Annotated in this window: 16 protein-coding genes; all 16 read right to left on the reverse strand. The window is 33.0% G+C overall.

The window, feature by feature from the left end:
* Positions 1-665 precede the first annotated feature (665 nt).
* Positions 666-1,229 carry an RDD family protein gene (locus ACX6CF_RS26010; protein ID WP_458788296.1) on the reverse strand — a complete coding sequence of 188 codons (564 nt, stop codon included), beginning with the start codon at positions 1,227-1,229 and terminating at the stop codon, positions 666-668.
* A gap of 259 nt (positions 1,230-1,488) precedes the next feature.
* Positions 1,489-2,004, reverse strand: a complete 516-nt coding sequence (locus tag ACX6CF_RS26015) for a GNAT family N-acetyltransferase (protein ID WP_458788297.1) — start codon at positions 2,002-2,004, stop codon at positions 1,489-1,491.
* A 173-nt stretch (positions 2,005-2,177) separates the two neighbouring features.
* The gene (locus tag ACX6CF_RS26020) at positions 2,178-2,555 is read right to left on the reverse strand and encodes a hypothetical protein (protein ID WP_458788298.1); all 378 of its coding nucleotides are present in this window, start codon (positions 2,553-2,555) and stop codon (positions 2,178-2,180) included.
* Positions 2,556-2,798: 243 nt separating this feature from the next.
* On the reverse strand, positions 2,799-3,599 hold the full coding sequence (locus ACX6CF_RS26025; protein WP_458788299.1) for a class I SAM-dependent methyltransferase: 801 nt from the start codon (positions 3,597-3,599) through the stop codon (positions 2,799-2,801).
* Positions 3,600-3,802: 203 nt separating this feature from the next.
* A complete protein-coding gene (locus tag ACX6CF_RS26030) occupies positions 3,803-4,699 on the reverse strand; it encodes a GNAT family N-acetyltransferase (protein WP_458788300.1) in 897 nt (298 codons plus the stop codon).
* A 154-nt stretch (positions 4,700-4,853) separates the two neighbouring features.
* Complete coding sequence (locus tag ACX6CF_RS26035; RefSeq protein WP_458788301.1) at positions 4,854-5,675, reverse strand: hypothetical protein; 822 nt, start codon at positions 5,673-5,675, stop codon at positions 4,854-4,856.
* A gap of 1,098 nt (positions 5,676-6,773) precedes the next feature.
* Positions 6,774-7,397 carry an HAD-IA family hydrolase gene (locus ACX6CF_RS26040; RefSeq protein ID WP_458788302.1) on the reverse strand — a complete coding sequence of 208 codons (624 nt, stop codon included), beginning with the start codon at positions 7,395-7,397 and terminating at the stop codon, positions 6,774-6,776.
* 225 nt (positions 7,398-7,622) lie between these two features.
* Positions 7,623-8,048: a hypothetical protein gene (locus ACX6CF_RS26045; RefSeq protein ID WP_458788303.1), complete on the reverse strand. Its 426-nt coding sequence runs from the start codon at positions 8,046-8,048 to the stop codon at positions 7,623-7,625.
* 114 nt (positions 8,049-8,162) lie between these two features.
* A complete protein-coding gene (locus tag ACX6CF_RS26050) occupies positions 8,163-8,441 on the reverse strand; it encodes a class I SAM-dependent methyltransferase (RefSeq protein ID WP_458788304.1) in 279 nt (92 codons plus the stop codon).
* A gap of 202 nt (positions 8,442-8,643) precedes the next feature.
* Positions 8,644-9,246, reverse strand: a complete 603-nt coding sequence (locus ACX6CF_RS26055; protein ID WP_458788305.1) for a hypothetical protein — start codon at positions 9,244-9,246, stop codon at positions 8,644-8,646.
* Positions 9,247-9,513: 267 nt separating this feature from the next.
* Positions 9,514-10,206 (reverse strand): hypothetical protein, encoded by a 693-nt coding sequence (locus ACX6CF_RS26060; protein WP_458788306.1) that lies wholly within the window; start codon positions 10,204-10,206, stop codon positions 9,514-9,516.
* A 206-nt stretch (positions 10,207-10,412) separates the two neighbouring features.
* A complete protein-coding gene (locus tag ACX6CF_RS26065) occupies positions 10,413-10,988 on the reverse strand; it encodes a DJ-1/PfpI family protein (protein ID WP_458788307.1) in 576 nt (191 codons plus the stop codon).
* Between the two features lie 278 nt (positions 10,989-11,266).
* Complete coding sequence (locus ACX6CF_RS26070) at positions 11,267-11,821, reverse strand: flavodoxin family protein (protein ID WP_458788308.1); 555 nt, start codon at positions 11,819-11,821, stop codon at positions 11,267-11,269.
* 227 nt (positions 11,822-12,048) lie between these two features.
* Entirely contained in the window at positions 12,049-12,600 is a 552-nt protein-coding gene (locus tag ACX6CF_RS26075) for a hypothetical protein (protein WP_458788309.1), read from the reverse strand.
* Positions 12,601-12,855: 255 nt separating this feature from the next.
* Positions 12,856-13,269 carry a hypothetical protein gene (locus ACX6CF_RS26080; RefSeq protein WP_458788310.1) on the reverse strand — a complete coding sequence of 138 codons (414 nt, stop codon included), beginning with the start codon at positions 13,267-13,269 and terminating at the stop codon, positions 12,856-12,858.
* 207 nt (positions 13,270-13,476) lie between these two features.
* A partial coding sequence (locus ACX6CF_RS26085) for a CbrC family protein (protein WP_458788311.1) occupies positions 13,477-13,904 on the reverse strand: 428 nt, incomplete at its 5' end.

The raw sequence follows: 13,904 nt of genomic DNA on the forward strand, positions 1-13,904 counted from the left end.
AACATTTACCTTTTAGAGCTGGCTCCAACTACTGTTGTTGAAAACGCTATTGGCAATATCATCATTACTGGTACATTACTCCACAATATTGAAGCTCTTAATTCATTAGATGTTGCTTCACCTTTAAAGATTCTTCCAAACCAAGAAAACACCCATGCGCTAAAGTAAACTTGTATCAATCCAGCTAAAGGGGTCTAAAGAATATTTTAATACCTCCGTATATAATGGATAGCTATTAAATAAAGTTCTATCAAAATCCCAAATAACATGTTTATACATCTAATCTCTCCTCTTACATCTTACCAATTAGCTTTTCTGAATTACTAATTGCTTTATAAATTACCAGTAGCCTAGCTAACACTTTCACATAACGGTTCAGTATTTCCGACGTCCCAGCACCTTAGAAGGAATCGCTCATGCCCTGAACAAGGGCTAATGCGATGACTGTCGCGACGCGCTTAGGTGGGATGTGTGAGGACATTTCCCCAGAGCTTTACCCTCGTTCGAACGAACTTGAACACATTGTTATGTAAAGTTATCACCTTCAACTTCGAGGAACATACTCTAACATCTTTTAATACTCTCAAACTATAAACACTACTCATATTGCACTTAATAAATATTTTATTAGTTAAATGGTTACATAAAATCACCAATATTCATCTTTAAAACAAATATTTCAAATCAATAATAATATCCCAAAATGGTATAAATATATTAATAACAACTACTATTATAACTCTTACTATACTAATATTGCCACATGAAATACTATACTCACCCTTCTTATCATAAGTAGTTAATTTATTTTCAAGTAAATTGTCATAGCACTTTGTAAGTGTAATCAAATTAAATATAGGTACACCACAACCATATCCGTATACCCATACTAATAAGCTTCTTCTAAGGGAATCTCTAATATTTAACTTGTTTCCTTCTTTATTTCTTACTTGGATATTCATAATCCATTTGCCTATTGTTGTTCCAAATAAACCCAGGCTAATTGTTTCTACAATAATCCATGAGTTTACCACAAGTATACTTCTATAGAATAAATCAATATTTATGAAGGAAGGGTTTAAATATAAAATTATACTGTTTAATATCCATGAGAATAAAGTTATATCAGTTATTCTAGCAAAATATCTAACCCACGCTCTTATTCTTATTTCATGTTTCTCTTTTAATTTGACATTACTGTTAGTTTCTAAAATCACTTGCTCAGTCATGTAATTCTCCTATCACTTTCTGTTATATGTATTGTATGTATTTGCCGCTTAACATTTATCCTATTTCCCCACTTATATAAACCTAATAATAAAAGACCCACTAGCTCTGCTCCGAAATGAAGGTGATAATTTTATATAACGTCCCGTGAATTGACGACGTGTGACTTCCTTCCTTGTTATTGTCCATGTCGTCAATTCGCTGTTAGCTGACGTATAATCCGTTAGTCCCGCCAAGACTAGAAACTCCATCTCTACTATCTCAACACTTAATCCAATATCTTTGAACTAATTCGCCATCCTCAATCACTTCATTCTCAAGAACTCCACCATTGGACATAATAGTTCTGGCAGATGCAATATTGTCCTTATTACAACATACCAACGTTTTATCTAGAGCAAGTTCCTTACACTTCCTAAGTGTTAGCCTTAATAACTCTGTAGCATAGCCTTGTCGCCTTTCAGACCGCCTTACACTATAACCTATATGCCCCCCATAATTATATAAATAATCATTCAGCTCATGACGAATATCAACCATACCGACTAAGTAGTCATCTGACTCTCTTATCACTAATAATGTTGTAGCAGGTACTAAGCCATCTAGTCTTGTATTTCTATTGTTATTATTCTTAATGCGTTCAAGCCATAATACATAGTCTTCATAGTCTCTTAATCCGGCTGTTCCATCCATACTATCATGATTAATCAAGAATTCATTACGATAATCCATTACTTGTTCTTCATGAATTAAATTAGGAAATATCAAACTAATCATTAAATCTAACTCCTAATCAATAATACTTTATCATACCAAATACCCATGATTATATGTCAGCTAACGTTACAAAGGTTGAAGACGTGGACATCCATCCGATTTCCTGTCCATGTCTGCAACGTGCTGTTAGAAGACGTTAATGTCGTCCCCACTGAGACAACTCTAGGTCATACCTATCTATACTTTTTGTATTCCTTTAGTGCTAATGACCATTCCATAAACAAATTAATATCGTCAATTGCATCAAGAATAGTGAATCGGTTCACATGATTGTATCTGAGTTCTCTCAAAACAATAGGCTTTACGACTCTCTTATCTAGTTTTTGCTTAGTCCTGGCTATATGAGCCAGTCCCAAAATCGCATTAGCTCTTACTAGAGCATCATCATTATCTGCTAATTTCAGGCAAATATCTTGAGCAAACTTCCAATCTGGATAGTTCAACCCGACTGCAATACCAAGAAACCTAAGTTCTTCTAAGTCATCATTATCTAGAATCCTCAAGATGCCTTCTTTCGTATGATTCTTAGGTTCGTAATATTTTCGACTCATAAAGACCTCCTCTTCTATCAATACCCAGACATTAATGTCTTTTAACGGTTCTTGTTCACGACGTTTCAGCGCCTTAGAAGAAGTTGCTCATGCCCTGATTAAGGGCTAATGCAACAACTGCCCCGACGGGCTTAGGCGGTGGAATGTGTGAGGACAAATCCCAAGAGCACTACCCTTGTCCAAACGAATGTGAACATTGTGTTATATAAAGCCAGGTAACGGAAGTTTCCACTCTTCTAAACTTTAATTCTTAGCTATTAATATTCCACTATCTTTCTTAATATTAATTTTCCCATCTTTATTAATCAAGACATCCAAATAGTCTCTAAAATCATTAACTCTTTCATCTCTTATGATATCTAAAACATTTCCAATACCTTCTAATGATAATACATAATTCAATAAAGGTATTGACTTTAGTATCCATAAAGAATCTTTGTATCTCTTGCAATCTACATTTTTGAAAAACTTTCTTAAACTAATGCTACCACTATCAAGTCCAAATCTCTCAATTAATTTATTAGATGGAAAAACTATACTGTTATCAAAATTATGCAATAGACTAGCTAATTCTGTCATATTATCTTTACCAAGTGTTGTAGTATATAGTTTACCATTCGGTTTCAAAACCCTATAAATTTCACTTATTGCTTTATTAATATCTGGTATATGATAAATCATATGATTAGCAATAATGATATCAAAACTGTTATCCATATATGGAATTTCTTGAGAATCAACTAAATTAAAAGTCACATTACAATTTAATGATTCTAATTTCTTCCTTACAGTATTTAACATACCTTCTGAAGAATCTGTAATTATTATATTCATATAGGGTAATTTAGTCTTATTAGCTAGCCAAAAACTTCCAGTACCACTTCCCAACTCTAATACTTGATAATTCTTCTGGAAATCAATCTGATTAAATATCCAAGTGGACCATCCAGTCTTATTTGTACTATAGAGTTTATGTAACTGAATCCTTGCTTCCAAATTATTAGAATTAGAGTACTGTTTTTTCACTTCATTTCCATTTGGCATTATAAATTATCTCCTCCACTGAACTTCATATTTATAGCCTAGTTACCTGATTTTATATAACGTTTCTTATTTTCGATGTTCGCTCTGACCCACAAAGACTTTCCCCAAAGAGAGTGAATGTGCGTAGCGAACGGAAATATTTTGTTAGCTGAAGGATGAGACGGAAACCCTGATATAATTCTAGCTTACACCTAGATGATCTGTCATTTATTCCCTCTTCTCCAAACATAAAGATTACCAACTAAATTGAATCCTACTGATTCATAAAGTTTATTTGGCGCTGGATACTTCTCGGGCATAGCTGTAAATACCGTTGCCTTCTCTGCTCCTAACTTCTTTGCATTTCTTAACAAAACTATCTGCAGCGCCCTACTAATACCTTTCTTTCTATATTCGTGGTAACAAGATACTGCTTCAATAGTGGCCAATTTGTTCTTCTCATCATATCTTCCACTACATATTGCAACAACACTTCCATCTGGTCCTTTAACTACAAGGTCTAATTCTCTTCTATAGGTTGATGTCGTAAAAAAATTATCGAAAATATTCTGATTAAATAGCATTCCATAACATAACTTATATGCCCTAAACACTTCATCTAGATTACTGAGATTAGAAACATACTCGTAATGAAATCCTTCTGGTAAATCGATATCATCAATAAGATTATTACAATTCAATTCCCGTCTCACCCAGTATTCATCTGATTTAATATACCCTTGTTTTTGAAGGACGCTTTCAAAAGCAGAATCACCTTCATAAATCTCCCATTCACATTCGATATCTTTGCTCGGATTGATTTCTTCTGCAGCTTTAATTATGTCATCAAAAAGAAATCTATAATCTGATGCAATACAAAAACTATTTCCGTCAACCATTCCTACTAACTCTTCCCCATCGAACCAAAGAAGGAAATTACTTAACGCTTCATCAATGCTAACATTAACTTCATCTCTACCACAGGCTAATGCACATTGAAATTCAAATAGAGTCAGATTATTATAGAACTTCGTCCCATAAACCTGATAGTTCTTCTCCAAAAATGTACACATGCTTTCATAATCATTAATATCTTTATATTTCCTGTAACTTATATTCATTTTTCATTCACCCTTTCAATAAACTAGTTTTATCTTTCAGCTAACGTTACGGGTGTTTCCGACGTTCACTTTGACCTCAAAGCCTAACCCAAGAGAAAGTGAATGTTGGAAACACTCTGTTAGCTGATGTGATTTCGGAAGTCTGCTACTATCACTAATAAAACGAAAATATATCTTGTGTCAATTTAGGATTTGAACTACTAAAAAAACTATCTAATTCAATAATACCTTTATCAGAAAATTCATAGATAGTAATATAATGACCTGTGATAGGACATGCACCAAATGGTACCACAGTTCTTGTGACTAGCTCATCAACGTTATCATTATTATAATCATACATTATATATGAAGGTGTAATAGAAAAACAAAACTCGGGAGACTCGTTACCGTTATCCAATAAAGAATTAATAAATGCTAAGAACATTTCTTCATCTTCCTCATCAACAACCATTTCTTTTTTTGCATCACCAACAACAACATTGATTATATTATCTTTATCATCATAATCATCAATAAATATATTTCTTTTCAATAATTCCTCTGAGTCCCATATTCTGTTTAAATTGCCATCTTGATGCTCATAACAATAAATCCATGATGTAGACCCATACTTATTGGTACCTTCATATGTAATACATACTAATGCTTTGTTACTCTTTACATATAAATTACAATTGTAATGATCACCTAGATTATCACCAAATAATTGGTCTTCATTATCTACGATAACTAGCTTTTCATATCCATCTTTCACCTGAAGCACAATATAATTATCATAATAAAATAAAAAAACATCGTCTGATAACCCATCATTCTCAACATCAACAGCTTGAACTTGATTAATTATTTGGATTAGATTGTCATCAAATTCCTGAGTTACACCATTAACTGTAATATCTTCAGCATCTTTATTGCAACCTGTTAATAATATTAAAAGATAAATTACACATATAGTAGAAAAAAATCTATTCATAAATCTTATAACTCCTTTTTTAAAAGTCTACTTGTCAATACCTAGAAATCATGTCAGCTAATGGTCTCGTATTTCCGACGTTCCAGCATCTTAGAAGGAGTTGCTCATGCCCTGATTAAGGGCTAATGCAACAACTGTCGCGACGCGCCTAGGTGGTGGAATGTGTGATGGCTCATCCCAAAAGGAATACCTTTCCCGAACAAATGGAAATACATTGTTAGGTGTAGTTATTAACGGAAGCTTTAGTCACATTTCTTTATTACCTAAGTCTTGCTCTACATTGATTGCAATAGTGCAACTCAGATTCCTTAATTCTAGGATCAAAAACATAACCACAATTGGGGCATTTATATAATCTTTCAAATACAATACCCATTATTATAATAGGAATTGTTACTAGCCAACGAATACCTCCTTCTAAAAATGCGACAGGTATTTGTAGCAATTATAAAAAGAAAAAATCCGATTCTTTTATACCAGATATTTCTACTAAATTGAACTATTATTCTCTCTTCATCCTTCATACTTACTACCTCACTTTTTTTAATACCATGCAATATATTTCTATAGTCTTGAGGACAAACCTTATAAATATGGCTAGTCCAATAAATAAGACTACTATATATACCTCAATGAAAATGATTCACTGCGCAAAATATTTTATGTTGAATTCTTGGTATAATTATACATTTTTAGGTTGAATTTATTTCCGATTTAATATAATAAGTTAAGTCGGTCCAACCAAAGATACATGCTTTAATTCTTTAGCCATATATAGAGTCTAAACCATATAAATAGATGTAGATTAGTAGTTAATAATTACACCTAACGTTTCCATATTTCCGACGTTTCAGCACCTTAGAAGGAATTGCTCATGCCCTGAATAAGGGCTAATGCAATGACTGTCGCGACGCGCTTAGGTGGTGGAATGTGTGAGGGCTGACCCAAAAGGAATACCCACCCCGAACGAACGGAAATACATTGTTATGTGATGGTGTTAGCGAAAACTTCCACCTACACTTTAAAAACCACTAAAAAATTTTGTTTTAATATAAAACGTATATGTATAATAATTCCACTATATCACGTTCATTTCTTTTACCATACTATATCTTCTAGTTGTTTGATACTATGAATTGTATAATCTGCAAATTTACATTTATTAACTTCTGTAGAATCAAAAAAGCATGAATGTATTCCTGATTTGTTAGCAGATAATATATCTATATCTCTATCACCCACCATTATTGCTTGATTTTTTATAATTTCATATTTATTGGTTAGATATAATAATGCTTCTGGATCTGGTTTTCTTTTAAATCCTTTTTCTCGTGTAATAAAGTCACTAAAGTATTCGTATATTTTATAATGTTTCAAGACATCTATAGAAGATTGACCTTTATTAGTATATAGATAATTTTTCTTATTTGACAAATGTATTGCTCTGCATATCTCAATAACATGTGGAAATGGTTTTATTATTTCAATTTCAGATTCTTTTTTGTATTTGTCATACCCTTTTTTTAATAAATGTTTATCAAGTTGATGCTTAGCTACATAATATTTCATTGCATGTGATTCTGACACCATAAGAAGTGACATTATTTTTTCATATGATTCTTTTATTCCTTGCTGCTCTAAAGAATATTTTAATGCCTCCGTATATAATGGATAGCTATTAAATAAAGTTCCATCAAAATCCCAAATAACATGTTTATACATCTAATCTCTCCTCTTACATCTTACCAATTAGCTTTTCTGAATTACTAATTGCTTTACAAATTACCAGTAGCCTAGCTGACACTTTCACATAACGGTCCGTATTTCCGACGTCCCAGCACCTTAGAAGGAGTCGCTCATGCCCTGTATAAGGGCTAATGCGGCGAGTGCTCCGACGGGCTTAGGTGGTGGGATGTGCGTAGCGAACGGAAATATATTGTACGCCCGTTAGTATCCACTTGCCTCCAGATGTTGCTCTTCTATTAAAACTATTTCTACATCATTAAATTCATCCGATACTAATTCTGCCATGCTCTTAACTCCAAATAATTCTATAAAGGTATGACTTCCAACAACTAAATTCATCTTATTTGTATCTTTATCAAATCTAAACACAATATTATTATAGTATTCTTCTAAATATTCTTTTTCATTAACTAAAGATACATTTTTTGCCTTTAAATTATGTATTTCTATTAATAGTTCATTATTTTCATTTATACCTTTCGTATACTTCTTATTCAATATATTATTCTCTTCTTGCAACTGATGCAATTTAACATTTAGTTCATCAACTTCTTCATTATCTACCGATTTACATGATGTTACAATAAAACATATAACAGTAAGTACTATATATAATGTTTTTTTCAATACCATTCCCTCCCATACTAAGAACGGCTAATGCGATGAGTGTCCCGTCGGGCTTAGGTGGTGGGATGTGCGTAGCGAACGGAAATATATTGTTATAAGATGTTGTGCACGGAATTAGACACTAGCCTCACGTTTCTCACTTACCATTCTATCTGAAAAATCTATCCCTATAACCTTTCCAGTAATACCAATTTCTTTAGTGGCTGGAAACAATGAAGCTCCTCTTCCCATTCCAATATCTAATAATATTCCACCATCTTTTATATTCGATAGTTGAACTAATCGTTCTCCAAATTGATCCCAATACTTAGGACCCATCTTACTAAATGTAGGTGCGACTGTATCCCATATATTAGTTACTATATCTTTTCCATTGTCTTTGTCCTTATCCATTTAGTATACCTCCTAATATAGCACTACCTAGTGCACAATGTCTTATAACGGTCCCGTATTTCCGACGTCCACTCTGATCCTCATAGCTTTACCCTATAGAGAGTGGATGTACGTAGTGAACGGCAATATTTTGTTAGATGATGTTGACTCATTCAGCTCCAGAGTTAGGGCTAAATATTTTTTATACCTTTATGTCATTTTGTTAAGTTATGGGTATTTCGATATATATAGAATCAGGTCCTTCTATCATTACACCGTCTTTTTCATCGGAGCCGACAGAAATCATAATATTGAATGTCTCAGGTTGAACTTTTACGTTTTTATCAAGAACCAAATCAATCATAACAGTTCCCGTGCCGCCTCCTGTTTGTATGTAACTGCGATCTCTTCCAATTTCTATCATTGTGTTTAATTCATATTTACTATCCGTAGTACTCCATGTGGCTACATAGTCGGCAGATGTCATTTGAGCTTCGTTTTCCGGATAGCTACTTGTTATGTTGGAAATTTGCCATTGGTCAGGGATATAGAACGCAACACCACCCCAATCATCAGGGTCTATCTCAATCCAGGAAATAATCTGTACATGTTCAGGAATGCTTTCTTCTCCTTTGATAAATACCGTTCCTTTTGCTGATGTGTTCATTTCTGTTGAATAAGAATTTACTCCAAAACTTCTGACCTGAATTATATCTTTGTTGACCAATACTTCATTAGAAGAATCTTTCGTTTTGATAGTAGCTAAAAAAAGTATAGCAATAATAATTAATATGGTAAGTAAAATATACCTCTCTTTTATTTTCATATTTACCTCTCTCTTATATAAATAATATTCATAAAAATCTAAATTTAACCTTGAATTTTTTTATTGACCTAAAAGGAATACCCCGAAATAAATGAGTCAATGTTATCTAACGGTCCCGTATTTTCGACGTCCCATAACCTTAGAAGGAATCGCTCATGCCCTGAATAAGGGCTAATGCGATGACTGTCCCGTCGGGCTTAGGTGGTGGGATGTGTGAGGGCATAACCCCAGAGGAAGACCTTTGCCCGAACGAATGGAAATACATTGTTATACGACGTCAATACCATCTTCTTTTTTCAGTTTACCTCTATATGTTCTCTTATCTTTAAATACTCTAGAGATAATAAATCCTATTATTAAGCAACCAAAGCACATCTCATATAATAAATCTTCTATACCTACTCCTGAACCGCTTGCTTCATCAGTAGTTAAGTAAGAACGCATATCTCTAGTGATATCCTTTCCTTTCTCATCATATAATACATAATTTTTGATATACGTTTCCTCTTTTGTTTCAAAAATCATTAATAACTCTCTTTTACCGTGAATTTTTGCATTAAACATTTCACCTGAGTATGTTTCAATATCAAATTCACTAATCCTTAATTCATAGTTTGTTCCCATGATAGCTAAATACTTTCTTCCTTTAACCTCATATGAATGTCCTACCAAAACCATATTTCTTGTACCATATCCTGCATCTCGTATTCTATATTTAAAATTAATCCCTCTATGTAATATTGTAGAACCAATAATATCATTATCTCCAAATGTATAATATACAACTATCTTATTATCAATATTAATGGTTTCTTTAACTTTTACATCTTTCTTCAAAAATTCTCCAATAGCCCTTTCTATATCTTGTACTTCGGGTTTAATATTATATTCACTTCTATATATCATATACGAGATAAGAAAAGACATTACTATTATAGTTATACGTATTAATTTATTCAACTCTAGCCCTCCTTAATAAGACCCTCGAAGATGGTATTGATGTTATCTAACGGTTCCGTATTTCCGACGTTTCAGCACCTTAGAAGGAGTTGCTCATGCCCTGAATAAGGGCTAATGCGACGACTGCACCGACGGGCTTAGGTGGTGGGATGTGCGTAGCGAACGGAAATATATTGTTATTCGTTGTAATCTACGGAAATAGTCGATTAATTACCTTTTACTTCTCTCTCAAAAGTCTTCTTCTCGATTTCATCTTCGAAAAGGTTTAAATAATCACATACTTCAACTGCAAAATCTACAAAAGCCAATCCTTTGGCAGTAATAACATTTCCATCCCTTACTACTCTTTCATTCATATAGCCTTCCCATGGAAATGGATCATCTGTTCTAAATAATTCTATATACTTTTTATCCCATTTTTCTATGGTTGTTGTATATTTTCTGTTATTTAGGACACCAGCTTTTGCTAATATCCATGGTGCTGCGCAAATAGCTGCCACTAATTTATTATTTTCATTTAACTTTTTGATTAATCTTATTAAATCTTCATCTAAATTCTCAAGCCATCCACCAGGTATTATTATTCCTTCAACTTCTTCATCTATCACCTGATTCAACTTCTTACTCGGATTAAATGAAATTCCAGCTTTGTTTTGTATAGTTTTTAAACTATTAGAAACTACAACTAATTCCTTACCACAATCTACTCCTAATAGATGAATCAATAATGATATCTCAAAATCTGCCATACCCTCATATATGTATACTAATATCTTGCTCATGATAAACCTCCTTATAAAATATAATATTTATAATTAATAATCATAGTAGATACATAACGTTCCTTGTTTCCGACGTTTCTGAACCGGACCTCGAAGCCTTTCTCCCTGGCGGTACTCGCACCCGGTGAAGGAATGTGCGTAGCGAACGGAAACATTTTGTTATCAGATGTTGACTCATTCATCTTCGAAGCTACTTCCCTAGTTTTTTCTGTATTTTCATATTAATACATATTATAAGAAGATTATTAATTACTTTATCCAAAGATTGAGTTCAAAATTTATGCTTTTTCATTAAAAAACAATGCCAAATTCTTTGAACCTTCCATAGCTTCTATATCATCTTTAGATGGAATATTATTTGTATCATGGCTATAAATGACGGGTGTAATATCTCTCGCATTCATGTGATGTAAAAGTATACACGCTGTGTTATAAGCATTTTTAATACGTCCATCTCCACCACCAACTATTATGACTCCACCTTTTTTTTCTTTCTCAATAGGCTTCTCTTTTCTAAAAAATCTTGCACAAAAATATGTTTGCAATCTGCTTGTAATAGTCAATAACTGCCCTGTTAGTTCAGAAAAGTAAAGTGGTGATGCAATTAATATGTTATCACATTCTTGAATATAGTTATACACTTCTTGCATTTCATCATTTATACAGCACCCAGGATTAGCCCAACAGTATCTGCAATCAACACAAGGTTGTATGCTACAATCATATGCGTCTATAATTTTATATTCACCCTCTAGATGATTTATAAATTCATTTATCAAAGCCATAGTATCACCATTTTTTCTAGGTGTGCCACTAAAAATGAGTGTTTTCATTAATCATTTCCCCTTTATTTATTAATGCGTAATTATCTGTAAGTGTGTATTAATTCTAATATATATACATATACTGGATGGTTTTGACCCCAAAGGAATCCCCCGATATGAATGAGTCAATTTCTTATAACTTTTCTTATTTCCGACATTCACTCTGACCTCAAAGACTTACTATAAAGAGAGTGAATGTGCGTAGCGAACGGAAATATTTTGTTAGGTAATGTATCTTACGGAAGTAGCCGAAAACTTACTTTATCCGATGAGATTGTTCCAGACAAACCAACACAACTATAAAAATAACAAGTTAATGTATCTTCAACCTCAATTTCAAAATGAAGATCCATAATTATACTTATAACATCATCTGTATACTCATCATATTTAATATCTCTATATCTTATTCCATCAAATCTAATCTTAATCAGTTTCTCTTCCTTTTCGTCTTCTGGTTTAGTTAATAAATTAATAGTTAATTCTACAAAATCTTCTCCTTCATTAAATTCAATCAATTCATCGTCATGAAATGATGGCCAATATCCATAATAATCAATTATACTTCTATAACCTATTATAGAAGACAATGGCGAAAACTCTATACTTAACTCTAACTCGCCAGCCAGTAAATCTTTATTGTTACGTTGATAAAAGAAAAGAACTAAATACCAACCATTCTCATCAATGCCTACATCAATCACATTACATCTGACTTTCTCATTATTACTTGTAAGAAAATTGATTCTGTCACTTTTAAAGAGGACTACATCATCATTAAATTCCATATACGTTTTTATCCACCCATACTCAATATCACACTTATCAATCACTCTAATCTTCAACTCATTCAAACCTTTCCAATAAACTAGTAAGATATGTTACCTAACGTCCCGTGAACTTACGACGTGGACATCCATCCTTGTTCCCGTCCATGTCGTAAGTTCGCTGTTAGGTGCAGTAATGACTTGACCCCACTCCATACATAAAAAAAGTGGCAATATCTAACTTATCTACTCAAGATTAATATAAAAATTAAGAAGCTATCGATTGTCTCTGTCATATGTGATGGATTGCGCAAACACAACTCCTCCACAAACCCCAATAATACCTCGAAAAAATCCTTCTTGCATTATAGTAAATTCAATCCCAAATCCTGTGATACTCATTCCAATCACAAAAGGAACTAGTAACAATATAAGCAGCGACAAAGAGATAATTAACCCGAAACGCATGACACTAAATCCATCAACGAATCCCGAAACCACATGTTCTATCATTAAAAGTATACCTACTAAAAAGGATCCAATTGTATAAATAACTCTATAAACATTATATCCGTCCGCTAATCTTCTTGAGGCATCCAAAAAAGCCGGGTGTACTTTGGCTAACCCCCAAATTATTAGCACAATTACCAACCATGCTATATACCTAGAAAACTTCATGATTTTAGTCATATTCATACTTCTCCTTCCTTGTTTACCGAAAGTCATTATTGCACCTAACGTCTCGTGTTTGCGACGTCCCCCAACCTCTAGAAGGAGATGCTCATGCCTGAATAAGAGCTAATGCATCGACTGTACCTTTTAGGTCTTAGGTTGGGGGATGTTGTAAACACACTGTTATGTGATGGAAATAGACGGACGACTTATAAAAAATTATAATTAATCACAATCAATAGACAACCTTTTCTTACCACACTTTAAACATTGAAACAAATACCCTTGAAGACTTCCATCATTAATCAAATATTTTTTAATATCTTCTACTGTATATCCAAAATATTTAATATCTTCTTCGAGTTCATCTGCAAATTCTTTAATCTCATTCCAACCAACATATCCAATAAATGCACAGAAATCCCCACAATGACTAAGCCAATATTCTTGTTGCCAACCACAGTATCCTGGTGTTCTATGTACCAATTCATCCAAATATTCTTCTTTATTAACTTTATCACAACTTTGATCATCTTGAAACATTCCATCATACTTTTCTGAAGCTTTTCCATTTTTTATACACCATGGACATATATTCTCTACTTCTTCAATAGCATAAAACGGACCTACGTTGTAAATGCTATAATGAAAAT

This window comes from Vallitalea sediminicola (assembly GCF_054408565.1).

Excerpts from the sequence above, each read along its gene's own strand:
- ACX6CF_RS26010 (WP_458788296.1), bottom strand. The coding sequence starts at position 1,229 with ATGACTGAGCAAGTGATTTTAGAAACTAACAGTAATGTCAAATTAAAA.
- ACX6CF_RS26050 (WP_458788304.1), bottom strand. The coding sequence starts at position 8,441 with ATGGATAAGGACAAAGACAATGGAAAAGATATAGTAACTAATATATGG.
- ACX6CF_RS26065 (WP_458788307.1), bottom strand. The coding sequence starts at position 10,988 with ATGAGCAAGATATTAGTATACATATATGAGGGTATGGCAGATTTTGAG.
- ACX6CF_RS26025 (WP_458788299.1), bottom strand. The coding sequence starts at position 3,599 with ATGCCAAATGGAAATGAAGTGAAAAAACAGTACTCTAATTCTAATAAT.
- ACX6CF_RS26080 (WP_458788310.1), bottom strand. The coding sequence starts at position 13,269 with ATGACTAAAATCATGAAGTTTTCTAGGTATATAGCATGGTTGGTAATT.
- ACX6CF_RS26015 (WP_458788297.1), bottom strand. The coding sequence starts at position 2,004 with ATGATTAGTTTGATATTTCCTAATTTAATTCATGAAGAACAAGTAATG.
- ACX6CF_RS26020 (WP_458788298.1), bottom strand. The coding sequence starts at position 2,555 with ATGAGTCGAAAATATTACGAACCTAAGAATCATACGAAAGAAGGCATC.
- ACX6CF_RS26070 (WP_458788308.1), bottom strand. The coding sequence starts at position 11,821 with ATGAAAACACTCATTTTTAGTGGCACACCTAGAAAAAATGGTGATACT.
- ACX6CF_RS26040 (WP_458788302.1), bottom strand. The coding sequence starts at position 7,397 with ATGTATAAACATGTTATTTGGGATTTTGATGGAACTTTATTTAATAGC.
- ACX6CF_RS26055 (WP_458788305.1), bottom strand. The coding sequence starts at position 9,246 with ATGAAAATAAAAGAGAGGTATATTTTACTTACCATATTAATTATTATT.
- ACX6CF_RS26035 (WP_458788301.1), bottom strand. The coding sequence starts at position 5,675 with ATGAATAGATTTTTTTCTACTATATGTGTAATTTATCTTTTAATATTA.
- ACX6CF_RS26030 (WP_458788300.1), bottom strand. The coding sequence starts at position 4,699 with ATGAATATAAGTTACAGGAAATATAAAGATATTAATGATTATGAAAGC.
- ACX6CF_RS26075 (WP_458788309.1), bottom strand. The coding sequence starts at position 12,600 with ATGGAATTTAATGATGATGTAGTCCTCTTTAAAAGTGACAGAATCAAT.